The sequence below is a fragment of the Bradyrhizobium sp. BR 1432 genome, from assembly GCF_051547705.1.
Taxonomy (GTDB): Bacteria; Pseudomonadota; Alphaproteobacteria; order Rhizobiales; family Xanthobacteraceae; genus Bradyrhizobium; species Bradyrhizobium zhanjiangense.
In genome coordinates, this window is record NZ_JBPUGF010000003.1 from 8,027,121 (window position 1) to 8,048,947 (window position 21,827).

The window sequence follows — 21,827 nt, forward strand, 5'->3', positions numbered from 1 at the left end:
GGAATGAACCCGGGAGGCGCAGGATGGCAGGGCGTCGGTCATGACCGGACCAAGGCCCCTGTCGAGCCGTCCGTCAAGGCGCTTCAAGCGCCGGGGGATGGCGGGGTCAGAAGATAGCCGAGGCCACGGACGGTCTGGATGATGTCGACGTCGAGCTTCTTGCGGATGCGGCCGACGAAGACCTCGATGGTGTTGGAGTCGCGGTCAAAATCCTGGTCGTAGAGATGCTCGACCAGCTCGGTGCGGGAGACCACGCGCCCGGAATGGTGCATCAGATAGGCCAGAAGCCGATATTCGTGCGAGGTCATCTTCACGGGATTGCCTGACACGCTGACCCGGCCGGTCCTGGTATCGAGCGTGACCGGGCCGCAGCTGAGTTCGCTCTGTGCATGGCCGGTCGAGCGGCGCAGCAGCGCGCGAATGCGCGCCAGCACCTCCTCCAGATGGAACGGCTTTGCGACATAGTCGTCGGCGCCGGCGTCGAACCCCTGCACCTTGTCGCTCCAGCGATCACGCGCGGTGAGGATCAGGACCGGCATAGTGCGGCCGTTGCGGCGCCAGGCCTCCAGCACCGAGATGCCGTCCTTCTTCGGCAGGCCGATGTCGAGCACCACGGCGTCATAAGGCTCGTTGTCGCCGAGATAGTGCCCCTCCTCCCCGTCGAAAGCGCGGTCGACGACGTAACCAGCGTCGGTCAGCGCCTTGGTGAGCTGGCGATTGAGATCGGGGTCGTCCTCAACAACGAGCAGGCGCACGCTTCTCTCCAAAGATTGGCTGCAAGAACAGGCTGCATGACCACGGCCAGAGATGAGCAATTCCGGCGTGAACTGAATATGAACGCGGGGAACCGGCACGTTACTTTTTGGTCATATACGACCTCCCACGCGCCGACGCGACTGCGCCCGCCAGGCAACCGGGCGAGCCGGCGGGATGGCGGGCGCAATGTGCCGCGTCACGCGGCGAATAGGAAGGTCCGAGGCGTTCGGATCTGCCGGTCAGGTCCGGAAGAACACGAACCAGATGACGGCGAGGATCAGGATCGCAAGGCCGGTCGAGATGGCAAGCAGCGCCGCCACCGACGGCCCGGGCTCGCCCTGACGGGCCTCGGTCGGAGTTTCCACGATCTGATGCCGCTCTCGCGTGGTTGCCATGATGCCCTCAATCTTTGGATGTCGCTTCAGATAGCCACGACCTCCTCGCAGCCGATATTTGAAGCCAACGCGTGATTGGATATGATGTTCCGGCCTTTGCCCGCGGATCGGGCAGCAACCGCGGACCCAGTGGCCGGTTAACGTAGTTGCAAGATTGAGCAACCCGTCTTGCTATGATTTGTTGTTCCCCGATGGTATCCTTATCATCCGTCCCCGTTGCGTTTGGAGTAGCCCATGGCCCCCCGCGCCAATTGGAAGGGTTTTTTGCGTCTGTCGCTCGTGACCTGTCCGGTCGCGCTCTATCCGGCCACTTCGGATACCGAGAAGGTTTCCTTCAATCAGATCAACCGCAAGACCGGCCACAGGATCAAGTACCTCAAGGTCGACGCCGAGACCGGTGACGAGGTCACGTCCGAGGACATCGTCAAGGGCTACAAGGTCGACACCGACACCTATATCGAGGTCACCAAAGACGAGCTCGACGACATCGCGCTGGACTCCACGCACACGATCGAGATCGACGAGTTCGTGCCGAAGGCCGATATCGACAACCGCTATCTGATCCGTCCCTATTACCTCGTGCCCGACGGCAAGGTCGGCCACGACGCCTATGCGGTGATCCGCGAGACCATCCGCAGCATGGACAAGGTCGCAATCGGCCGCGTGGTGCTGACCAACCGCGAGCACATCATCGCGCTTGAGCCGCTCGAGAGCGGGTTGATGGGCACCCTGCTGCGCTATCCCTACGAAGTGCGGAGCGAAACCGAGTATTTCGACGACATCCAGGACGTGAAGCTGACCAAGGACATGCTCGACCTCGCAAAACACATCGTCGAGAAGAAGTCCGGCGCGTTCGAGCCCGAGCTGTTCGAGGATCATTACGAAACCGCGCTGATCGATCTCATCAACAAGAAGCGCAGCGGCATACCGATCACCGCCAAGGCAGCGCCGAAGACCGGCGGCAATGTCATCAACCTGATGGACGCGCTGAAGAAGAGTCTCGCGAGCGAGAAGGAGGCGGTGCCCGCGGCAAAGGCCGTCAAGGAGACCGTCAAGGGCAAGAAGCCGAAGAAGCGCGTCGAGGGCCAGCGCGAAATGCTGCCGCCGATCGCCGGCAAGGGCGGCAAAGACGCCGCGGCGAAGACTGCGCCCAAGGAGGCTCCGAAGAAGGCCGACAAGCCGGTGCGCGCGCCGGCGCGGGCGAAGAAGGCCAGCTAGACGCATCGCACCTAACAATCGCACCGTGATGTCCCCCCTCGCCGGTCGGCCGGACTGACATGCCCTGGTCGGCGGAGTTCGACGATCCGGTTCGCGTGAGCAACAAACGCAAGCTGCTCACGCTTCAAGAGGCGGCGGACTACGTCATGCAGCTGCCCGAGGACGCCCAGCACGAGGCGCACTGGCAGACCGCGATCGAGACCTTGATCAATGCGGCCGAGACCGGCGGGGGCTGGATGATGTTCGCCCGCATCGCCATGTTGCGGGCGCTCAATGCGGACGGACGGCGCGAATGAGGGCGATAGTCGGCCCCTTCGAGCAGCATGCTTGCCGAGCCGTTGACGAACAGGCTCAATAATCCGTTAAGCGCGACCGTCGTTTGCCGATACGGCGGAGCTCTGCGCATGAACCAGGGTATTCCTACGGGAGACAAAATTAAGCACCGGTTGTCCTTGCGCACAGCATGATGCCAGCCCCAATCGAGCCAAGAGTACGCGTGCCGTGCAGCAGCAGGACGTCAGAAAGAGCTACATCAGCATCGTGAACGACGCACGCGAGAGCGAGCGGACCGCGGGCACGGGGGCGCGCTCGCAGCGGGGCGCGGTAAAGGACTTCGTTGGCCGCCTCACGGCCATATTGAAACGCCGCCTCCCCGGCGCCGCGATCACGTCCTAGCGGACCTGCGGCTGTCGCAGAGAGCGCGCCGATTTGCATCCATTTGGATGGGATGAGGGAACCTTAATTTAATGAATGTCACCGTATGAAACAGAGGCGCGTTCGCCCGGATTTAATTCTTTTGGCGCGCAGAAAATCTATTCGATCGATTTACGAGTTCGAAAACGACGCGGCCATACGTTGGTTCGGATGAAGAGGAGTTGGCAATGAGTTTGCTTAGGTCTTTCCTTGCCGATGAGACTGGCGCCACCGCCATCGAATACGGCCTGATTGCCGCCGGCATTGCACTGGCCATCGTAACCGTCGTGAACAACACGGGCAGCCAGCTCCTCAACAACAAGTTCAACTCGATCAGTTCGTCGCTGAAGTAACGGCCACCCTGGCCCGAGGCGACGTCTCCATGCGCTGACTTCAGCATGGCTCGCGGCGGCCTTGCCGGAGCATGCAGCCTCCTCAATTCCGTCATTGAGAGCCACCGGGTCCACGCGAAGCGCGGGCCCGGCGGCTCGCAATGACAGAGTGTGGAGCGACGCCGCGGTTCCATTGACTCGAATGTCTGCTTACGGGATTCTCGCTCTGCAACCGCGGCGCGGCTCGACGAGCCATGCTGTCTATCGATGAACCAGAGCTGCTTGAAGGATGCAGATGAGAAGCGTGACGCTGTTGGCGCTCAGCCTCATGTTTGTCGGCGTCTGGTCGGGCGACGGCGCGAGAGGACAGACCTCGGCCGCGCCGCCGGTTTCGCTTGCTCCCCCCAATGCGCCGCCACCACGCGGGAACGCCATAAATTCAAGAATTCCGCCGGCGGCATCCGGCAGAGAGGCTTCGCCACCTGTGGTCGGCGGGCTTCCGCAGGCGCCGAATCCGGCCGCCGACTACGATGGATTCAGCGTAGGCACCGACGACAATGACACCCCAAGTCAGGTGACGCCGCCCGTGAGGTCACGCGCAGCAAAGGGCTCCAGGTCCAATCCGGATACAAACGGCCTCGCCGGACAGTCATCGATCGATCAGGAAGACGAGGCGTTGCAACGAAAGCTGACGATTTGCAAGAACTGCAAATAGCAGGTTTGTCAGCCGTTGGTGAAACCGACCTTCGGCTGTGCGGCTGGCAAGCTCGTGGCCCGCACGGAGCGCCAGCGAAATCCGGGCTACGGGGCTGAGGCAGGCCAGCGATGACGCAACGGGTATTTCGATAGCTCCAGCAACACCAGGGACACAAGCGCTGCCGCCACCGTAACGGCGAGATCGTCGGAATGCAGCGGGCCAAAGCGGAACAGGTCGGCGGCGGCCGGCCACGCAAGGCTTAGGGAGAGCACGGTGGTCACGAACACGACAATGATGACCAGTGTCCGGTTCGGCCGGGTAAAGGCTTCGATAAGCGACGTCGAGAACGAGCGGTTGACGAAGATCAGGCTCACGATCACCAAGACCAGCGAGAAGAACGTCAGGGCACGCACCTCGTTCGCCGGCATGCCGTAGGCATTCGCCGTCACCATCACGCCCCCGGTCAGGGCCAGCGCGAGCGCACCCTGCAGCGCCGACCAGGCCAGCAGGGGCCTTGGCGGCAGCGGCTCGTCCGGCGAGCGCGGCGGCCTCCGCATCACGTCGCGCTCTTCGGTCTCTGCCTCGAAAACCAGGGAGCAGACGGGATCGATGATCATTTCGAGGAACGCGATGTGGACTGGCCCGAACAGGAGCGGCAGCCCGGTCACCAACGGCAGCAGCGCAAGCCCGGCAATCGGAACGTGGACCGCGAGGATGAAGCTCATCGCCTTGCGAAGATTGTCATAGATCCGGCGGCCGAGGCGGATCGCCTTCACGATGGAGCCGAAATCGTCGTCAAGCAGAACGATCGAGGACGCCTCGCGCGCCACGTCGGTGCCGCGCCCGCCCATGGCGATGCCAATATGGGCAGCCTTCAGCGAGGGCGCGTCGTTGACGCCGTCGCCCGTCATAGCAACGATTTCGCCGGCGCCCTTGAGCGCATTGACGATGCGTAGCTTCTGGGCCGGCGCAATTCGCGCGAAGACGGCTTGTCCCCGCGCCGCCTGGGCCAGTTCGGCCTCGGCCATGCCTTCGGCGTCCGCCCCCGTCAGAATGCGTTCGGGATCGAGGCCCGCTCGCGTCGCGATCGCAGATGCGGTCGCGGGATAGTCGCCAGTGATCATGACCACGCGGATGCCAGCGGAACGGCATTCGGCGACGGCGCCCTTCACTTGGGGCCGCAGCGGATCGGCAAAGCCGGTCAGGCCGCAGAATCGGAAGGAGAAACCGCGTTGCGTCTCGGGCGGATCCGTCGCCGCACAAGTCGCGCGCGCAACGCCGAGCACGCGAAGCCCGTCTCGCGCGAGGACGTCCACACCTGCCCGCAATTCAGCCAGCTCTTCCGCGCTCATACCGCAAAGCATGCCGATCGTCTCGGGCGCGCCCTTTGTCGCGACGACGCATTCGTCACCGCTTCCACGCCACACGTTTGACATGGCGAGCAGGTCGGGACGCAAGCCGTAGCTCTGCGCAAGCCGCCGGCCGGTGCCGGTCCCCGGGCCGAGCGAATGCAACGCCTTCTCCATGGGATCGAACGGCTCCGGGACGCAGGCCAGGATGCCAGTCTCAATCAATGAATGGAATGCATGCTCCGCGCGCGCCGCGATGTCAGGCGTGCATTGTGAACCATCGGGCAGCACCAGACGCGCAACAGTCATGCGGTTTTCGGTCAGCGTGCCCGTCTTGTCCGTGCAGAGCACGGTTGCCGCCCCCAGTGATTCGATGGCGGAGGCCCGCCGGGTTAGCACGCGAGCCTGCGAGATGCGCCAAGCCCCCATGGCGAGAAACACCGTCAGAACGACCGGAAACTCCTCGGGAAGCATCGACATGCCGAGCGCAATGCCGGCAAGCACGCCCTCGAGCCAGCCGCCGCGATAGAGTCCATACAGGAGCACGGTCAACGCGATCACGAAGGCGCTGGCGATCGCAAACATTGCCACCAGGTGCGTCGTTTGCTGTTTCAGGCGGGGCGCCTCCGTCGACAGTGAATGCAGCGATTGTCCGATCTTGCCGATCTCGCTTCGGACTCCGGTCGACGTGACTTCAGCCACGCCGCTTCCGCGCACCACCAGCGTCCCGGAGAACACGAATGGATGGTCATCGCCACCGGCAGGCGGCGCCTCTGGCTGCTCGAGCGCGGCCAGCTTGCGGACCGGGACGGACTCCCCCGTCAGCAGCGATTCATCCAGCAGGAGATCGTCGCACTGAAGGACCGTAGCGTCGGCTGCCACTCGGTCTCCCTCGGAGAGCATGATCAGGTCGCCGCGAACGACCTCGCGGCCTGGAATGCGGATGTGTTCGCCGCCGCGGATTACGAGTGCGCGGGGGCTGGTCAGATCGCGCAACGAGTCGAGCACGCGCTCGGTGCGTGCCTCCTGCACGATGGTGATGACAATCGAGATCGATGCAAACACGAGGAGCAACAGCGCTTCGCCGAGATCGCCCAGGACGAAGTAGATCAGCCCGCCCGCCAGCAGCAACAGCAGCATGGGCTCGCGCAGCACCTCAAGGATGAGTTGCACGATCGTTCGCCGCTCCGTGCGAGGCAGCTCATTGAAGCCTTCGGCCTTCAGCCGTGCCTGCGCTTCGGACGCGGTCAGCCCCCTGCAGCCCCGGCCATCGGTGTTGGAAGGGCACGGCGGCTTATCATTGTGTTTCTCGTTGGCGAACGTGCTGTCAGGATAGCGCGCGAGGCTCAAGTCCACGGGTCCCTAGGAGCAATTGAACGATGAGGGCCGTCATCTCGCCCTCAACGCCATCATGGCATGCCGCAACCGGCTGCCGGCTTGACCTGGGTCAAGCGTCTGCGCTCCCACGGGGCCTTGCTGGGGCTGGCGAACGCGTCAGTTCGGACAGGGTTGTCCGGCGGCGCCCCACAGGGCCATGTCCTTGACGTGATCTTCGAAGGTGCCCGGCGGCGTCGCGCGGCCGGCTCCGGGGGCCCAGCCCCGCGGAATGAAGCCGCTCAGCGACGCATCGTGCCGCAAGTGCTCGACGAGACCGGCAGCGTCACGACCGCCATTGCGCTTGGGATCCTTCATCTGCGCGCAAATCTCGGCGCCGCTCTTGCCGAACCAGATGAAATCGACCGGAGCGAGCTGCCAATCGATGCCGGCGCGCGGCGGCGATGGTGCCGGCTCGTTGGCCTGGGTGGAGGTCATGTGACAGGTCGAGCACGGGATCGCCTCCGCGCCGATGCGGCTCTCGCCGCCGTGGATGTTCATGCCATGCGCGCGCGGTTTGGTTTCGCCGGCCGGCGTCCAGATCGGAATTGCCTTGGCATCGACATGGCAATTGGCACAACGTGGATGTGTCACCACCGCTTCAATCCGCTTCCAGGCCTCCAGCCCCTCGGCGCGGCTGACGCTGCCCGGTGCCAGCACGTTCTTGGCGGCCTCGTCCTTGGCCGCGACAATCCCCGTGAGAGCGGCCATTGCCGCGCCGGCGAGGACGAGCGCAATCAGAGATCCCTTCATGGCCTGCCTCACACAAAATCGATAAACTTGTTGAAGGGCATTTCGCGGATGCGCAGTCCGGTCGCCGCGAAGATCGCGTTGGCGAGCGCGGGGGCGGCCGGCGGAACAGGCGGCTCTCCGACGCCTCTCACTTTGGGATCATTCTCGAGCCCACGAACTTCGATGACCGGGCACTGGTAGATCCGCATGGCCTCGTGGTGGTTGTAATTGGTCTGCTGCACCGCGCCGTTTGCGTAAGTGAGCTCGCAGTTGATGGCGTGGCCGAGTTCCCAGATGACGCCGCCCTGCACCTGGTTCTCGAAGTTGACGGGATCGACGACCTTGCCGACGTCGACCGCGACCCAGACCTTATCGATCCTGATGCCGCTGTCGGTCTTCGTGACCTCGACGACTTCGGCTGTCGGTGTCCCAAAGGCTTCGACGAATGCGACGCCTCGTCCTCGGCCGTTCCCGAGCGGTCCCTTCCAATCCGACATTTCAGCGAGCGTCTCGAGCAGCTTGCGGTAGGTCGGAACGGCGCACATCTCGATGCGCGCCTTCATCGGATCGAGGCCCGCCGCATGGATCAGCTCGTCGATGAAGCTCTCGGTGAAGAAGCCGGCCGTCGAGGCGCCGACCGACCGCCACGTGGTGCTCGGCGACAGGCCCTGCGCCTCATAGGTCGTAGCCCGGAAATTGGGGATGTCGTAATAGACGTTCCACAGACCGGCGGCCAATTGACCATCGGGATCCTTCGAGGGGATACCCGAACGCTCAAGCAGCCCCTTCAGCGGAGCCGTCGAGGCCAGTTGCAAATCGGCCGCGACGATCTTGCCTTTCTCGACGCTTCCCCTATGCCGGGCGATCGCAATCTGTCGCGGAATGTCCTGGAGGAAATCTTCCTCGCGCGAGAACACCAGCTTGATCGGCGTTCCGCGCATCTGGTTTGCGATCTCGGCGAGCACCCGCACGTTCTCGTATTCGAGACGGTGGCCAAAACTTCCGCCACTCCACTGATTGTGGAAGGTGACCTGTTCCGGCTTCAGGCCGATCGCCGTCGCGGCGACATGCTGCACGAATTGGGGGCTCTGGTGGCCGACCCAGATCTCCATCCCCTTGTCGGTGACGAGGCCGATCCCGTTGAGCGGCTCGAGCGGCTGATGCGCCACATAGGGCGCGCGATACTCGGCCTCGACGCGCGTGCCCGTGTTCAGGCCGGCTTCGACATCGCCGATCTTCCGCCACTCCTTGCCCAGGAATTCCGGCTTGAACGAGGATTCCAGAACTTTCCAATGGTCGGCCTGCTCAGCGGGATATACTGACGGCGCCCACTCGCAAGCGATCGCGTCGGCCGCCTTGATCGCGTACCAGCTGTTCGTGGCGATCACCGCAACGCCATTCTTGATTTCGAGGATCTTCTTGACCCCTGGCATCGACCGCGCCTTGCTGGCGTCGTACGATTTCAGCGGTTGTCCCTTGTTGGGGTTCAGCTTGACGGAGGCGTACAGCATGCCGTCCATCTTCTGGTCGATGCCGAACTTCAACTCGCCCATGACCTTTGCGCGAACGTCGAGGCGCGTCATCGGCTTGCCCAGAATGCGCCATTTGGACGGGTCGCGCGGCTTGGCATCGAGCACCGGCGGAATTTTCGCGGCCTCCGCCGCGAGCTCGACATAGGCGATCTTGGTTCCGCCCGGCAGGATCACATGGCCGGATTGGGTGCGGAGGTCGGCCACAGCGATGCCTGAACGCTTGGCCGCAGCCGCCTTCAGCGTCTCGCGCGCGACGGCGCCGGCAACGCGCAGCTTTTCATAGGTGTCCGGGATCGTGCTCGACCCGCCCGTCATTTGCAGGCCGGACTTTCGGAGATTTTCGAGCACCGCCGCACGTGCCTCCTCGGCGGCTGGACTTTGGTCAGCGGCCAGGAATGGCGCGAACTCATCTGCAAAACCCGTGTTGAAGTAGGCCGGGCTAGGCCCTGCAAACCGGATTTCGAACTGACCGGGATCGAGGTCCATCTCTTCGGCGATCATGATCGGCTGCACCGATCCAACGCCCTGGCCGATGTCGGCATGCTGCGCGATCAGCGTGATTTTTTCCGGACTGATCTCGACCCAGGGATTGAAGGTCACAGAGTCCGGCCCGAGGCCGGCAGCCAACGGATTGCCATTAGCGCTCGGCGTTGCGGCCTCGGCATTGCCGTAGGCGCCGAAGGCGATGCCGCCGGCGACGGCGGCGGAGCCGAAAACGAAAGCCCGACGCGAAAGGCTCTGCATGTGGCCCATCTCACTTCTCCGCCATCTTCTTGGCCGCCGCGTGGATTGCCGCGCGAATGCGGGGATAGGTGCCGCAGCGGCAGAGATTGCCGGACATCACCTGATCGATCTGCTCGTCCGTCGGCTGGGAGATCAGCTCAAGAAGCGAGATGGCCTGCATGATCTGGCCGGTCTGGCAGTAGCCGCACTGCGGGACCTGATGCGCGATCCAGGCCTGAAGGACCGGGTGCTGCTCTCTTTTGTCCAAGCCTTCGATCGTGACGACGGACTTACCCGCGACCTCGCCGATATGCGACTGACAGGATCGGACCGCCATTCCGTCGATCTGGACGGTGCAGGCGCCACATTGCGCGACCCCGCAGCCATATTTGGGACTGGTGATGCCGAGCTCGTCGCGCAGCACCCAGAGCAGAGGCATCTCGGGAACGACGTCGACCCTGTGCTTGATCCCATTGACGGTGAGCTCGATCATGTCGACGTGTCCCTTCGCAACGTTGGAACTAAGCGTGCCTACGAAGCTTCAACACTGTCAAACCGAATCCCCACCGCATCTGCGCTTACTTTCAAATTCGCACGACAACTGCGGGCGAGTTTGAATTCGGCGGCAAGCTGGATGCGGTGAGCTGCCCAATTCGACAGCAGCGCATCGCGTGAGTGCGCCTTCTCGTCGCGCGATAGCTTGATCGATTTTGCGAGCACACTGCGAACCGCAGAGCAGCGATGACGGTGCGTCCTGCGTATACCTCCTGCATGGCAGACCTACCTGCAGGCGCGATCAACTGCGCTTTACGCCTCTCCAATTTCCTGATCCTCTCTCCTCAATCGCCGGACCAACCGGCCTGCCCAGGGAGAGAGACGCCATGAAGCTCGGCACCGCCATTGCAGAAATCATGCGGCGTGAGGGGATCGAGATCCTCTGCGGCTATCCTGTCAACCATCTGATCGAGCATGCGGCGAAAGCCGAGATCCGACCCGTGATGGTGCGCCAGGAGCGTGTCGGCATCCATATGGCGGATGCGATCTCGCGGGTGACGTCGGGCCGCAGCATCGGCGCGTTCTGCATGCAGCATGGGCCGGGCGCGGAGAACGCGATGGGCGGCGTTGCGCAGTGCTTTGGCGAATCCGTTCCCGTGCTGGTGCTGCCGATGGGTTATCAGCGCCGGCTGTCGCATATCGAGCCGAACTTCAATTCCAGCGAGGCGATGAAGCCGTTCGCGAAATCCTCCGAGCCAATCATTCTTGCGGCTGAAGTCGCCAACATCTTTCGCCGCGCCTTCACCAAGCTGAAGAACGGCCGCGGCGGGCCTGTGATCGTCGAGATCCCCTCCGATATGTGGAACGAGGAGGTGCCGGAGCCGCTGAACTACACGCCGGTGCTGCGCACGCGCTACGGCGCCGACCCTGTTCACGTAAAGGAAGCAGCCAACCTGCTCGTGAATGCAAAACGGCCGGTGATCTATGCCGGCCAGGGCGTGCATTACGCGCAGGCGTGGCCACAATTGAAAAGGCTGGCCGAACGGCTGGCGATCCCCGTCACCACCAGCCTTGGCGGCAAGTCGTCGTTTCCGGAAACACATCCGCTCTCGCTCGGCTCGGGCGGGCTCGCGGTGCCGCGCGCGGTGCCGAAGTTTCTCTCCGAGGCCGACGTCATCTTCGGCATCGGCTGCTCCTTCACCGAGACCAATTTCGGCATCGCGATGCCGAAGGGCAAGACCATCATCCACTCCACGTTCGACCCGAACCATCTCAACAAGGATGTGGAAGCCAAGATCGGCCTCGTCGGCGATGCCGGTCTTGTACTCGATGCACTGCTGGAGGAAATCGGCAAGTCGGTTGCATCCGATCGCGACGCCTCGGCGGTCGCGGCCGAGATTGCGGCCTCGCACAAGGAGTGGCTGGCGAAATGGATGCCGAAACTCACCAGCAATGACGCGCCGCTCAGCCCCTATCGCGTGCTGTGGGATCTTCAGCACACCGTCGACATCCACAACACCATCATCACGCATGACGCCGGCAGCCCGCGCGACCAGCTCTCGCCGTTCTGGAAAGCGGTCGAGCCCCTCACCTATCTCGGCTGGGGCAAGACGACGCAACTCGGCTATGGCCTTGGGCTCGCGATGGGTGCCAAGCTCGCAAAGCCCGACAAGCTCTGCATCAATGTCTGGGGCGATGCGGCCATTGGCTTTACCGGCATGGATTTCGAGACCGCAGTGCGCGAGCGCATCCCGATCATGTCGATCCTGCTCAACAACTTCTCGATGGCGATCGAACTGAAGGTGATGCCGGTCTCGACCGAGAAATATCGCTCGACCGACATCTCCGGCGACTATGCCGCGATGGCGCGCGCCTTCGGCGGTCATGGCGAGCGGGTGACGAGGCCGGAAGACATCGTGCCCGCGATCAAGCGCGGCATCCAGAAGACGCAGGAAGGCGTGCCGGTGCTGCTGGAGTTCATCACCAGCAAGGAGACCGAGGTGTCGCGGCCCGGCACGTGAGCCGGGACGGGCTTCAGCGGCGAGGTCTCAGGCGCTGGCTCCGGCCGCACAAGATGTGATAATCCGGCGCGGTGCTACGCAAGCCGTGGCATCAAGCCGGATTAGGAATGACCACCCCTTCCAACGAAATCGAGGAACTCGAGCGCCGATTGCAATCGGCTGCAGCCGAGAATGCACGGCTGCGCGGCGAGCTTGCGGTTGCGCGTGATCGCCAGAGCGCCAGCGCCGAGATCTTGCGCACCATCGCGGCCTCGCCCTCCGACGCCCGGCCGGTCTTCGCGGCGATCGCGTCCAGCTCAAAGCGCCTGCTCGGCGGCTTCTCCGCCACCGTGCTTCAGTTCATTGACGATGAGCTGCACCTCGTGGCGTTCACGCCGACCAGCCCGGAGGCGGACGAAGGACTCAAGGCGTCGTTCCCGCGCAAGATCGCGGACTTCCCGACTTTTGCGCTCGTGCGCGACGGCGAGACGATCCAGTTTCCCGACAGCGAGGCCGCCGACGTCCCGGAGCTGAACCGGGAGCTGGCGCGACTGCGCGGCTTCCGCAGCGTGCTGTTCATGCCGCTGATGAACCGGGGCGCGCCGGTCGGCATGATCAGCGTTACGCGCGCCGAGCCCGGCGCGTTCGCGCCCGACCTCGTGCAGCTGCTCCAGACCTTTGCCGACCAGGCCGTGATCGCGATCGAGAATGCGAACCTGTTCAACGAGACGCGCGAGGCGCTGGAGCGCCAGACCGCAACCGCCGACATCCTCAAGGTGATGGCCGCCTCGCCTTCGGACGTGCAGCCGGTGTTCGCAGCCATCGCCGGCAACGCCAATCGCCTGATCGGCGGCTTCTCCACCGCGGTGCTGCGTTATGTCGACGGCGCCGCGCATCTTGCGGCATTCACGCCGACCGATCCCGCGGGTGATCGCGTGCTGCAGACCTCGTTTCCAGTGCCGTTTGCGCAATTCCCGCCTTACCAGCTCGTGGCCAATGGTGCGGCGGCGCAATTGCCCGACACCGAGCTCGAGCCGGCCGCGCGCGACATCGCCCGCGCCCGCGGCTATCGCAGCATGCTGTTCACGCCGTTGATGAGCGAGGGCGAAGCCATCGGCATCATCATCGCCACACGCCGCGCGACCGGCCGCTTCGCCGAGCATCACGTGCGGCTGCTGCAGACCTTCGCCGACCAAGCAGTGATCGCGATCAAGAATGTCAGCCTGTTCAACGCCACCAGGGAAGCGCTGGAACGTCAGACCGCGACCGCCGACATTCTCAAGGTGATCGCAGCTTCGCCTGCCGACGTCACGCCGGTGTTCCAAGCCATCTCCGACAGCGCCAAGGCGCTGATCGGCGGGCACTCCTCCACCGTCACCCGCGTCATCGACGGCATGCTGCATCTGGCGGCCTTCACCACCGACAACGAGGCCGGCAACGCAGACCTGCTCAGCTCGTTCCCGACGCCGCTGTCGGCGTCAGGCATTCACAGCCGGGTGGCAAGAAGCGGACAATATGCCTTCCGCAGCGACATGCAGAGCGAACCGGATCTCACCGAGGCCATGAAGGAGCTGGCGCGGACGCGAGGCTATCGCAGCATCCTCGTCGTGCCGATGCTGCGCGACGGCGTTGCGATCGGCACCATTGCCGTCACGCGGCCGGAGCCCGGTCATTTCCCCGACAAGGCGATCAACCTGCTCAAGACCTTTGCCGACCAGGCCGTGATCGCGGTCGAGAACACGCGCCTGTTCAACGAGGTGCAGGACCGCACCAGCGAGCTCGCCAAATCGCTCGATGATCTGCGCGCCGCGCAGGACCGGCTGATCCAGACCGAGAAGCTGGCCTCGCTCGGCCAGCTCACCGCCGGCATCGCGCATGAGATCAAGAACCCGCTCAACTTCGTGAATAATTTTGCCTCGCTCTCCGCTGAGCTCACCGACGAGCTGAACGAGGTGCTCGCCCCGGTTAGGCTCGCAGACGACGTCCGCGCGGAGGTCAACGAGCTGACGGGGCTTCTGAAGGACAATCTGCAGAAGGTCGTGCAGCACGGACGGCGCGCCGATTCCATCGTCAAGAACATGCTGCTGCATTCGCGCGAAGGCGGCGGCGAGCATGGACTGAGCGACATCAACGCGCTGGTGGAAGAGAGCCTCAACCTCGCCTATCACGGCGCGCGCGCCGAGAAGCCGGGGTTCGACGTGACGCTGAAGCGCGAGCTCGATCCCGCGGCCGGGCAAGCCGAAGTGTTTCCGCAGGAGATCACTCGGGTGCTATTGAACCTGATCTCGAACGGCTTCCACGCGGTCACCAAGCGCAAGGCGGAGGGCGCCGCCGATTACGAGCCGGTGGTGGTCGCCGCGACGCGCGACCGCGGCGACAGCATCGAGATCCGCATCCGCGACAACGGCACCGGCATTGCGGACGAGGTCAGGGAGAAGATGTTCAATCCGTTCTTCACCACCAAGCCGGCCGGCGAAGGCACCGGCCTCGGGCTATCGATGAGTCACGATATTGTGGTGAAACAGCACGGCGGCACGATCGACGTCGCGACCGAACCCGGCGCGTTCACGGAGTTCACGATCCGGCTGCCGCGGAAGAGCAGTTTTGCGGATGCAGGCGGCGGCTAAGCCCTACTCCGCCATCTCGACGGGTTGCTTCGCCGAGGGACCGGCCAGCGGCCGCTCCTCCATTGCGATCAGACAGAGTGCAGCACCGGTCATCAGCGCCGTGGCGGCGCCGAAGACGTAGCGGAACGCATGCCGCATGTCGTCGGCGGGAATCGTGCTGACGGCGGCGTGATGCTCGCCGAGCGGAATGTCGGCACCGAGCGCGATCAGCAGGATGGCCGCGAACGCCGCGACCGTGAAGGACGACATCAGCGAGCGGAAGAAGTTCAACGCACCGGTGATAGTACCGATCTGCGGCCGCGCGACCGAATTCTGCACCGAGACCACGCAGACCGGAAAGGTGGTGCCGAGGCCGAGCGCAAACGCGGCCATCAGCGTCAGCAGGCCCCATAGCGGCAGCGTCGTCAACGTGAGCCCGAGGCCGCACAGCGCGGCCCAGGAGGTGCCGATGATGGCGACGCGCTTGTAGTGCTTGGCCCGCGCCATCGTCCGACCGGCGATGGCCGCACCGCAGGTCGAAACGGCTGCGAGCGGAATCAGCGCAAGGCCCGCCTCGCTGGCGCTGAGGTGATAGACGGATTCGTAATAAAGCGGGAGCTGGACCGTGAGGCCCGTGATCGCGCCGAGCGCACAACCGCCGGCCATCAGCCCAAACGGTACGACACTTCCGCCGAGCAGCGGCAGCGGCAGGAACGGCTCGTCCGCCCGCCGCGCGTGCCAGACGAAGCTGACGACGAGTGCGACCGCGCCGCCCACCATCGCAAGCACAGTCGGCGACAGCCAGGGATAGCGCGTGCCACCCCAGGTCAGCACCAGCATGAACACGACGGCGGAAGCCATCAACAACACGCCGCCGAGCCAGTCGACCTTGCGCTTGCGGTGGAACACCGGGATTTTCTTCATCCTCGGCAGCAGCAGCGCGATCGCGGCGGCCGCGAGCGGCAGGTTGATCCAGAAAATCATCGACCAGTGCAGATGCTCGGCAAACACGCCGCCGATGACCGGGCCGAGGATGCCGCCGACCATCCAGACACTGGAGAAATAGGCCTGGTACTGGCCGCGCTCGCGTGGGCTCACGACGTCCGAGATCACCGTCTGCACCACCGGCATGATGCCGCCGCCGCCGAGCCCCTGAAGACCCCGCGCGAGAATCAGCATCGGCATGTTCGGCGCAATCGCGCACAGCACCGAGCCCGCGACGAACAGGCTGAGCGAGGTGATGATCATGGCCTTGCGGCCGTAGATGTCGCTGAGCGTGCCGAACACCGGCGCGACCGCAGTCGAGGCGAGCAGATAGGCCGTGATCACCCAGGACAGGCTGGAAACGTCCTGGAACTGGCGCCCGATGGTCGGCAGCGCAGTCGCCACGATGGTCTGGTCGAGCGCTGCCAGGAACATCGTCAGCATCAGGCTGATGACGATGGTGCGGACCTCATCCTGTGACAGCGGCACCGGCGGCGCGATGGACGGCGCGTCATCGACGCTGATGACCTCGCTCGGAAGGCGGGACAGCTCTTCGGCAATGTCGTCAGGCAACGGCTGGATGTCGGCAGAACTGCTCTGCCGGTCGAACTTGTTCATCTCGATCGGACGTCGTGGGGCGGCACAACGCCGCGAAGGATTCGTTCTATGCAGTCCAATGTAGACAGCAAAATCCTTCCCGGGCAGACACCGCGGCGCATGGGTGCATCCCACCGCAGGGTCATCCCGAACACGTGATCCGAGGCGCGCGGCGGATCAGTCCTTCGGACGTCGCTTCAGACGGGCTCGTTTCGGCAGCACGGCCGGCCATTGCACGATGTGATCCTCGAGATCCTCGTCGGGGATCTCCTCCTCGCTGCCCTCGACCCGGCCGCGCACGGAGACGCCGGCCTCATGCACGGTATTGGGATCGCCCGACACCAGCGGGTGCCACCAATAGAGGTCGCGGCCTTCGGCGACGAGCTTGTAGCCGCAGCTCGGCGGCAGCCAGTTCAGGGTGCGGACATTGGCCGGGGTCAGGCGGACGCAGTCCGGAACCTTGTCGGAACGATTCGGGTAGTCCTTGCAGGCGCAGCTTGCCCCATCCAGCAGCTTGCAGCCGATATGGGTGAAATAGATCTGCCCGGTGTCCTCGTCCTCGAGCTTGTTCAGGCAGCAGCGACCGCAGCCGTCGCACAGGCTTTCCCATTCGGCCGCCGACAGCTGCTCCAACGTCTTGGTTTTCCAGAAGAATCCTTCCTGGCCTGAAGGTCGTTTGGGAGCTGCGGTCATGCGCCTCAACAAAGGTTCGAAAGAGCTACGGCGAAGTCATCTAGAGCGAGCGGCCGTGACGGTGCAAGCAACGCCCTCGGAAGGCCCGTAATGTCCCGGGGTCAATTAGGCCTGTTGTTCAAAATCGCGAGCGTGGCCATTGGTTTATGGGCCCTGCTCGGCTAGAAGGAACAGCAAGTCCCCGAAGGACGCGAACCGGGCGCCTTGGGTTTGCCGCAACATTCCCGCAAGACGTTCCGATGCCGCCCCCGGCCGGGTGCTTGAACGCTTTCGAAGCAAGCCGCAAGGTTCTAGGTGCGCCAGATCATACCACCGCATTGGAAGCAGAGGATCCGGAATTTCTTCCTGGATCTCGATGCACGCATCGATTCCTCGCTGTTCTCCTCGGCCAAGGGCATCCGCGAGCTCTACGAGCGCTACTCCACCTTCATGGACCGGTTCTATGTCGGGCGGTGGAAGCGCTGGGTGTTCATCGAGCCGCTGTCGGAGGCCGCGACCCTCGGCCTCGGCGGCCTGGTCGTGATGCTGACGCTCGCCATCCCCGCCTTCCGCGAGACCGCGGACGAGGACTGGCTCAAGAAGTCCGACCTCGCGGTGACCTTCCTCGACCGCTACGGCAACCCGATCGGCAGCCGCGGTATCAAGCACAACGACTCGATCCCGCTGGAAGATTTCCCGGACGTGCTGATCAAGGCGACGCTGGCGACCGAGGACCGCCGCTTCTACGACCATTTCGGCATCGACATCGCCGGCACCGCGCGTGCCCTCGTCACCAACGCCCAGGCCGGCGGCGTCCGCCAGGGCGGCTCCTCGATCACCCAGCAGCTCGCCAAGAATCTGTTCTTGAGCAACGAGCGCACCATCGAGCGCAAGGTCAACGAAGCCTTCCTCGCGGTCTGGCTGGAATGGCGCCTGACCAAGAACGAGATCCTCAAGCTCTATCTCGACCGCGCCTATATGGGCGGCGGCACCTTCGGCGTCGATGGCGCTGCGCATTTCTACTTCAACAAATCGGCGCGCGACGTGACGCTGGCGGAAGCAGCGATGCTCGCCGGCCTGTTCAAGGCGCCGACGAAATACGCCCCGCACATCAACCTGCCGGCCGCCCGCGCGCGCGCCAACGTCGTGCTCGACAACCTCGTCGATGCCGGCTTCATGACCGAGGGCCAGGTGTTCGGCGCCCGCCGCAACCCGGCCTTCGCGGTCGACCGCCGCGACGAGGCGTCGCCGAACTATTATCTCGACTACGCCTTCGACGAGATGCGCAAGCTGGTCGACACTTTCCCGAAGTCCTACACCGAACGCGTCTTCGTGGTGCGGCTTGCGATCGACACCAATGTGCAGAAGGCCGCCGAAGACGCGATCGAGAACCAGCTGCGCCAGTTCGGCCGCGATTATCATGCGACGCAAGCGGCGACCGTGGTCGCCGATCTCGACGGCGGCATCCGCGCCATGGTCGGCGGTCGCGACTACGGCGCCAGCCAGTTCAACCGCGCCACCGACGCCTATCGCCAGCCCGGCTCCTCGTTCAAGCCTTACGTCTACACCACTGCGCTCCTGAACGGCTTCACGCCGAACTCGATCGTGGTCGACGGCCCGGTCTGCATCGGCAATTGGTGTCCGCAGAACTATGGTCACTCCTATTCCGGCTCGGTGACGCTGACGCAGGCGATCACGCGCTCGATCAACGTGGTGCCCGTAAAACTGTCGATCGCGATCGGCCAGAAGGAGCAGCCGAAGGCGCCGAACCCGGCCAAGATTGGCCGTGCCAAGATCGTCGAAGTCGCGCGCCGCTTCGGTCTCAAGGCGCCGCTGCCCGACACGCCGTCGCTGCCGATCGGCTCGGACGAAGTCACCGTGCTGGAGCACGCCGTCGCCTACGCGACCTTCCCGAACCGCGGCAAGGCGGTGACGCCGCATTCGGTGCTGGAGGTGCGCACCGGCGCAGGCGACCTCGTCTGGCGCTGGGATCGCGACGGGCCGAAGCCGAAGCAGGCCATTCCGCCGAACATCGCCGCCGACATGGCGGGCATGATGAGTCACGTCGTCAGCGAAGGCACCGCGCGCCGCGCCGCACTGGACGGGATTCCGACCGCGGGCAAGACCGGCACCACCAATGCGTATCGCGACGCCTGGTTCGTCGGCTACACCGGCAATTTCACCTGCGCGGTGTGGTACGGCAACGACGACTACTCGCCGACCAACCGCATGACCGGCGGCTCGCTGCCGGCGCAGACCTGGCACGACATCATGGTCGCGGCGCATCAGGGCGTCGAGGTCCGGGAGATCCCCGGCATCGGCATGGGCCAGAAGCTGCCGCCGCAGCAGATCGCCAACGCGCAAGCCAATGCGGCGCCGAAGGTGCTGGAGACCAAGCCCGGTCCACCGCCGGTGCTGACCAAGCGCGGCGCCGACATCCTGGTGCGCGTCGAGAAGCTGCTGGATGATGCGGCCAAGACGGCGAACAAATCGGCGGCCACCGATACCAAGCCGGCCTCGTCGACGAATGCGCTCGCCTTCCCGCAGAATTATGCGGAAGAGAACGCCAACACCTCCGCCCCGCGCAAGAACTGATCGAAACCCGTGCGGCTGATCCTGATCACATTGACGGCCCTTCTGCTCGCCACCGTCGTCGGCGTCGGCGCGACCTGGATGACGACGACGCGCGGCACCGAGATCGGCGCGCTGACCATCGGCCCCTGGACCGCCCGCCCGCGCACCGGCACCGCCGACGTCGATCCCTATTCGCGCGCCACCATCGTGCGCAACGGCGAGCTGCCGATCGGCACCGGCGATGGCGTCGCCTTCACCGCGACCGCCGATGACAAGAAGAAGGCGCTCGACGGCCGCTGTGATGTCGTTGTCTCCGGCGTGACACCGCCGGCGCGGTTCTGGACGCTGACGCTGTACGACCGCAAGGGCCACCTCGTCGCCAATTCGCTTGCCCGCTACGGCTTCACCAGCCAGGAGATCGTGCGCCAGTCCGACGGCACGTTCGAGATCCGCATCGCCTCGCGCTCGCGCGCCGGCAACTGGCTGCCAACCGGCGGCATCGAGCGCTACGCCTTGATGCTCCGCCTCTACGATACCCCGGTCGGCGTTGCCACCCGCACCCAGCGCGATGCGCCGATGCCCACTATCACGACGGTGGGCTGCTCATGATCCGGCTGCTGTTCACCATCGTTGCCGGCATCGTTCTGGGCCTCGTGGTCCATCTCGTCAGCGTGCTGGCGCTGCCGCGGATCGCGACCCAGGATGCCTATTCGCGGCTGACGCCGATGACGACGGTGAACGCCGTCACCCAGCTTCCCCTCGCCGACCCGCAGACCTCACCGATGCCGTTCATGGACCCGGCCTTTGCGCTCGCGATCTGCCGCTACGATCTGTCGGGCGGTCCTATCAAGCTGGCCGTGCCGGTGAGCCAAGCCTACACCTCGGTGTCGTTCTACACCCGCAACGAGATCGCCTATTACGCCATCAACGACCGCTCGGCGGGCCGCAAGGTGATCGAGCTCGACCTGATGACGGAAGCGCAGCACAACGAGCTGCCCGAGGACGAGGAGGTCACCGCGGCCGACCGGCTGATCATCGATTCCCCTGCGACCACCGGCCTGATCGTGATGAAGGCGCTCGCCCCCGAGCCCGGCCTGATGCAGCAGGCGCAGGCGACGCTTCAGGCTGCGACCTGCGCCCCGCAGACCGAGCCGCCCGCCAAGGCCGAAGCGCCGCGCGGCCGGCGTTGAAGCGGGCCGCTTCGGCGGCGCCAAACAAAAAAGTGCGAAAACAACCCCATGCACAGTAGCGGGGCATTGAAATCGTTGGGCTATCCGACCACCCAAAAAACGACGCGGCCTCGCATCAAGAATTCGGAAATTTGACACGTCGGGCAAAACACCGGCATACTGGCATCATCGAGAGTTCGTCACACCCGCGCGGAGCAGTCCGTCGCGGGTGTTTTCATGTCGGAGCAGAGGTTGAACGAGCCGGACCGGACACCGCTTAGCCATACTCGGCAGGTCTTTTCAGACTGCTGACACCGCGCTCATTCCGATGGCCCATGGCGAGCCGACCGCTCCTGACGCGATCGTCGGCATATGGGAAGCGGACGACGGCACCGTAAAGCTCGACATGGCTGTCAGGCGACAGTAGGACGCAATCGCAAATCGATTGCGCCGTTGAAGCAGCAAGCCTCGAGGGCTATCGATCGGCGATGCCTTCAAAACGGGAGGAACGCATGAGCATCATCACCGGCGGCTGTCACTGCGGTGCAATCCGTTATCAGATGGAAGGCGAGATGATCGTGCACGCGCTGTGCCACTGCCGCGATTGCAGGCTTCACGCCGGCGCCCCAGTGGTCGGCTGGACGATGTACGCGGAGGATGCCGTCAAGGTGACCAAGGGCGAGCCCAAGGTGTACCGGTCTTCGGAACATGTGCGGCGGTACTTCTGCGCTGACTGCGGAACCGGCCTGTTCTATGTCAACGCCAGCATGCAGCCCGGGGTCATCGACGTCCAGAGCGCGACCTATGACGATCCCGATTCCGTCCCGCCGACGATGCAGATCCAGGTCGCCGAGCGGCTTCGCTGGATGGAGCATGCGCACGAACTGCCGACGTTCGACCGCTTTCCCCCTCAGCCGTAGCGGCGAGCA

Annotated in this window: 20 protein-coding genes; 11 read left to right on the forward strand and 9 right to left on the reverse strand. The window is 64.4% G+C overall.

The window, feature by feature from the left end; all coding sequences use genetic code 11:
- Positions 1–83 precede the first annotated feature (83 nt).
- Both ACSKB8_RS38905 and ACSKB8_RS38910 read right to left on the reverse strand, forming a co-directional pair.
- On the reverse strand, positions 84–755 hold the full coding sequence (locus ACSKB8_RS38905) for a response regulator transcription factor (RefSeq protein WP_128934932.1): 672 nt from the start codon (positions 753–755) through the stop codon (positions 84–86).
- A gap of 240 nt (positions 756–995) precedes the next feature.
- A complete protein-coding gene (locus tag ACSKB8_RS38910; protein ID WP_164934544.1) occupies positions 996–1,151 on the reverse strand; it encodes a hypothetical protein in 156 nt (51 codons plus the stop codon).
- A 234-nt stretch (positions 1,152–1,385) separates the two neighbouring features.
- Here ACSKB8_RS38910 and ACSKB8_RS38915 point away from each other — a divergent pair, with 234 nt between their 5' ends.
- From ACSKB8_RS38915 to ACSKB8_RS38935, 5 genes are all read left to right on the forward strand, one after another.
- A complete protein-coding gene (locus ACSKB8_RS38915; protein WP_438109743.1) occupies positions 1,386–2,369 on the forward strand; it encodes a Ku protein in 984 nt (327 codons plus the stop codon).
- 59 nt (positions 2,370–2,428) lie between these two features.
- The gene (locus ACSKB8_RS38920; protein ID WP_091890952.1) at positions 2,429–2,665 is read left to right on the forward strand and encodes a hypothetical protein; all 237 of its coding nucleotides are present in this window, start codon (positions 2,429–2,431) and stop codon (positions 2,663–2,665) included.
- 205 nt (positions 2,666–2,870) lie between these two features.
- Complete coding sequence (locus ACSKB8_RS38925; protein ID WP_438109745.1) at positions 2,871–3,044, forward strand: hypothetical protein; 174 nt, start codon at positions 2,871–2,873, stop codon at positions 3,042–3,044.
- Between the two features lie 206 nt (positions 3,045–3,250).
- Positions 3,251–3,415 (forward strand): Flp family type IVb pilin, encoded by a 165-nt coding sequence (locus tag ACSKB8_RS38930; protein ID WP_091890949.1) that lies wholly within the window; start codon positions 3,251–3,253, stop codon positions 3,413–3,415.
- A gap of 274 nt (positions 3,416–3,689) precedes the next feature.
- On the forward strand, positions 3,690–4,109 hold the full coding sequence (locus ACSKB8_RS38935) for a hypothetical protein (RefSeq protein WP_438109747.1): 420 nt from the start codon (positions 3,690–3,692) through the stop codon (positions 4,107–4,109).
- Between the two features lie 86 nt (positions 4,110–4,195).
- Here the strand turns inward: ACSKB8_RS38935 and ACSKB8_RS38940 are convergent, their stop codons facing one another.
- The 5 genes from ACSKB8_RS38940 to ACSKB8_RS38960 all read right to left on the reverse strand — a co-directional run bounded on the left by ACSKB8_RS38940 (position 4,196) and on the right by ACSKB8_RS38960 (position 10,521).
- Positions 4,196–6,691: a cation-translocating P-type ATPase gene (locus tag ACSKB8_RS38940; RefSeq protein ID WP_438110847.1), complete on the reverse strand. Its 2,496-nt coding sequence runs from the start codon at positions 6,689–6,691 to the stop codon at positions 4,196–4,198.
- Between the two features lie 243 nt (positions 6,692–6,934).
- Positions 6,935–7,567, reverse strand: a complete 633-nt coding sequence (locus tag ACSKB8_RS38945) for a hypothetical protein (RefSeq protein WP_438109749.1) — start codon at positions 7,565–7,567, stop codon at positions 6,935–6,937.
- Between the two features lie 8 nt (positions 7,568–7,575).
- Complete coding sequence (locus ACSKB8_RS38950; RefSeq protein WP_438109751.1) at positions 7,576–9,831, reverse strand: xanthine dehydrogenase family protein molybdopterin-binding subunit; 2,256 nt, start codon at positions 9,829–9,831, stop codon at positions 7,576–7,578.
- 1 nt (position 9,832) lies between these two features.
- Positions 9,833–10,294, reverse strand: a complete 462-nt coding sequence (locus ACSKB8_RS38955) for a (2Fe-2S)-binding protein (protein ID WP_438109753.1) — start codon at positions 10,292–10,294, stop codon at positions 9,833–9,835.
- 38 nt (positions 10,295–10,332) lie between these two features.
- Positions 10,333–10,521 (reverse strand): hypothetical protein, encoded by a 189-nt coding sequence (locus ACSKB8_RS38960; protein WP_438109755.1) that lies wholly within the window; start codon positions 10,519–10,521, stop codon positions 10,333–10,335.
- Between the two features lie 140 nt (positions 10,522–10,661).
- On the opposite strand from ACSKB8_RS38960, the gene ACSKB8_RS38965 reads away from it, so the two are divergent.
- Together ACSKB8_RS38965 and ACSKB8_RS38970 are read left to right on the forward strand one after the other, a co-directional pair.
- Entirely contained in the window at positions 10,662–12,317 is a 1,656-nt protein-coding gene (locus ACSKB8_RS38965) for a thiamine pyrophosphate-requiring protein (protein WP_438110849.1), read from the forward strand.
- A 107-nt stretch (positions 12,318–12,424) separates the two neighbouring features.
- Positions 12,425–14,923, forward strand: a complete 2,499-nt coding sequence (locus ACSKB8_RS38970) for a GAF domain-containing protein (protein WP_438109757.1) — start codon at positions 12,425–12,427, stop codon at positions 14,921–14,923.
- Positions 14,924–14,926: 3 nt separating this feature from the next.
- Here ACSKB8_RS38970 and ACSKB8_RS38975 read toward each other — a convergent pair whose 3' ends face one another.
- Both ACSKB8_RS38975 and ACSKB8_RS38980 read right to left on the reverse strand, forming a co-directional pair.
- The gene (locus tag ACSKB8_RS38975; RefSeq protein ID WP_249760594.1) at positions 14,927–16,504 is read right to left on the reverse strand and encodes an MDR family MFS transporter; all 1,578 of its coding nucleotides are present in this window, start codon (positions 16,502–16,504) and stop codon (positions 14,927–14,929) included.
- Between the two features lie 156 nt (positions 16,505–16,660).
- Positions 16,661–17,176 (reverse strand): YcgN family cysteine cluster protein, encoded by a 516-nt coding sequence (locus ACSKB8_RS38980; protein WP_128934941.1) that lies wholly within the window; start codon positions 17,174–17,176, stop codon positions 16,661–16,663.
- Between the two features lie 294 nt (positions 17,177–17,470).
- Here ACSKB8_RS38980 and ACSKB8_RS38985 point away from each other — a divergent pair, with 294 nt between their 5' ends.
- The 4 genes from ACSKB8_RS38985 to ACSKB8_RS39000 all read left to right on the forward strand — a co-directional run bounded on the left by ACSKB8_RS38985 (position 17,471) and on the right by ACSKB8_RS39000 (position 21,818).
- Entirely contained in the window at positions 17,471–19,750 is a 2,280-nt protein-coding gene (locus ACSKB8_RS38985; protein WP_438109759.1) for a transglycosylase domain-containing protein, read from the forward strand.
- A 9-nt stretch (positions 19,751–19,759) separates the two neighbouring features.
- The gene (locus ACSKB8_RS38990; protein WP_091890931.1) at positions 19,760–20,338 is read left to right on the forward strand and encodes a DUF1214 domain-containing protein; all 579 of its coding nucleotides are present in this window, start codon (positions 19,760–19,762) and stop codon (positions 20,336–20,338) included.
- Complete coding sequence (locus tag ACSKB8_RS38995; protein ID WP_091890927.1) at positions 20,335–20,919, forward strand: DUF1254 domain-containing protein; 585 nt, start codon at positions 20,335–20,337, stop codon at positions 20,917–20,919. The genes ACSKB8_RS38990 and ACSKB8_RS38995 overlap by 4 nt, the downstream gene beginning before the upstream one ends.
- 491 nt (positions 20,920–21,410) lie before the next feature.
- On the forward strand, positions 21,411–21,818 hold the full coding sequence (locus ACSKB8_RS39000; RefSeq protein ID WP_438109761.1) for a GFA family protein: 408 nt from the start codon (positions 21,411–21,413) through the stop codon (positions 21,816–21,818).
- Positions 21,819–21,827 lie beyond the last annotated feature (9 nt).

Excerpts from the sequence above, each read along its gene's own strand:
- ACSKB8_RS38910 (WP_164934544.1), bottom strand. The coding sequence starts at position 1,151 with ATGGCAACCACGCGAGAGCGGCATCAGATCGTGGAAACTCCGACCGAG.
- ACSKB8_RS38915 (WP_438109743.1), top strand. The coding sequence starts at position 1,386 with ATGGCCCCCCGCGCCAATTGGAAGGGTTTTTTGCGTCTGTCGCTCGTG.
- ACSKB8_RS38935 (WP_438109747.1), top strand. The coding sequence starts at position 3,690 with ATGAGAAGCGTGACGCTGTTGGCGCTCAGCCTCATGTTTGTCGGCGTC.
- ACSKB8_RS38950 (WP_438109751.1), bottom strand. The coding sequence starts at position 9,831 with ATGGGCCACATGCAGAGCCTTTCGCGTCGGGCTTTCGTTTTCGGCTCC.
- ACSKB8_RS38975 (WP_249760594.1), bottom strand. The coding sequence starts at position 16,504 with ATGAACAAGTTCGACCGGCAGAGCAGTTCTGCCGACATCCAGCCGTTG.
- ACSKB8_RS38995 (WP_091890927.1), top strand. The coding sequence starts at position 20,335 with ATGATCCGGCTGCTGTTCACCATCGTTGCCGGCATCGTTCTGGGCCTC.
- ACSKB8_RS38970 (WP_438109757.1), top strand. The coding sequence starts at position 12,425 with ATGACCACCCCTTCCAACGAAATCGAGGAACTCGAGCGCCGATTGCAA.
- ACSKB8_RS38955 (WP_438109753.1), bottom strand. The coding sequence starts at position 10,294 with ATGATCGAGCTCACCGTCAATGGGATCAAGCACAGGGTCGACGTCGTT.
- ACSKB8_RS38945 (WP_438109749.1), bottom strand. The coding sequence starts at position 7,567 with ATGAAGGGATCTCTGATTGCGCTCGTCCTCGCCGGCGCGGCAATGGCC.
- ACSKB8_RS38930 (WP_091890949.1), top strand. The coding sequence starts at position 3,251 with ATGAGTTTGCTTAGGTCTTTCCTTGCCGATGAGACTGGCGCCACCGCC.
- ACSKB8_RS39000 (WP_438109761.1), top strand. The coding sequence starts at position 21,411 with ATGAGCATCATCACCGGCGGCTGTCACTGCGGTGCAATCCGTTATCAG.
- ACSKB8_RS38980 (WP_128934941.1), bottom strand. The coding sequence starts at position 17,176 with ATGACCGCAGCTCCCAAACGACCTTCAGGCCAGGAAGGATTCTTCTGG.
- ACSKB8_RS38920 (WP_091890952.1), top strand. The coding sequence starts at position 2,429 with ATGCCCTGGTCGGCGGAGTTCGACGATCCGGTTCGCGTGAGCAACAAA.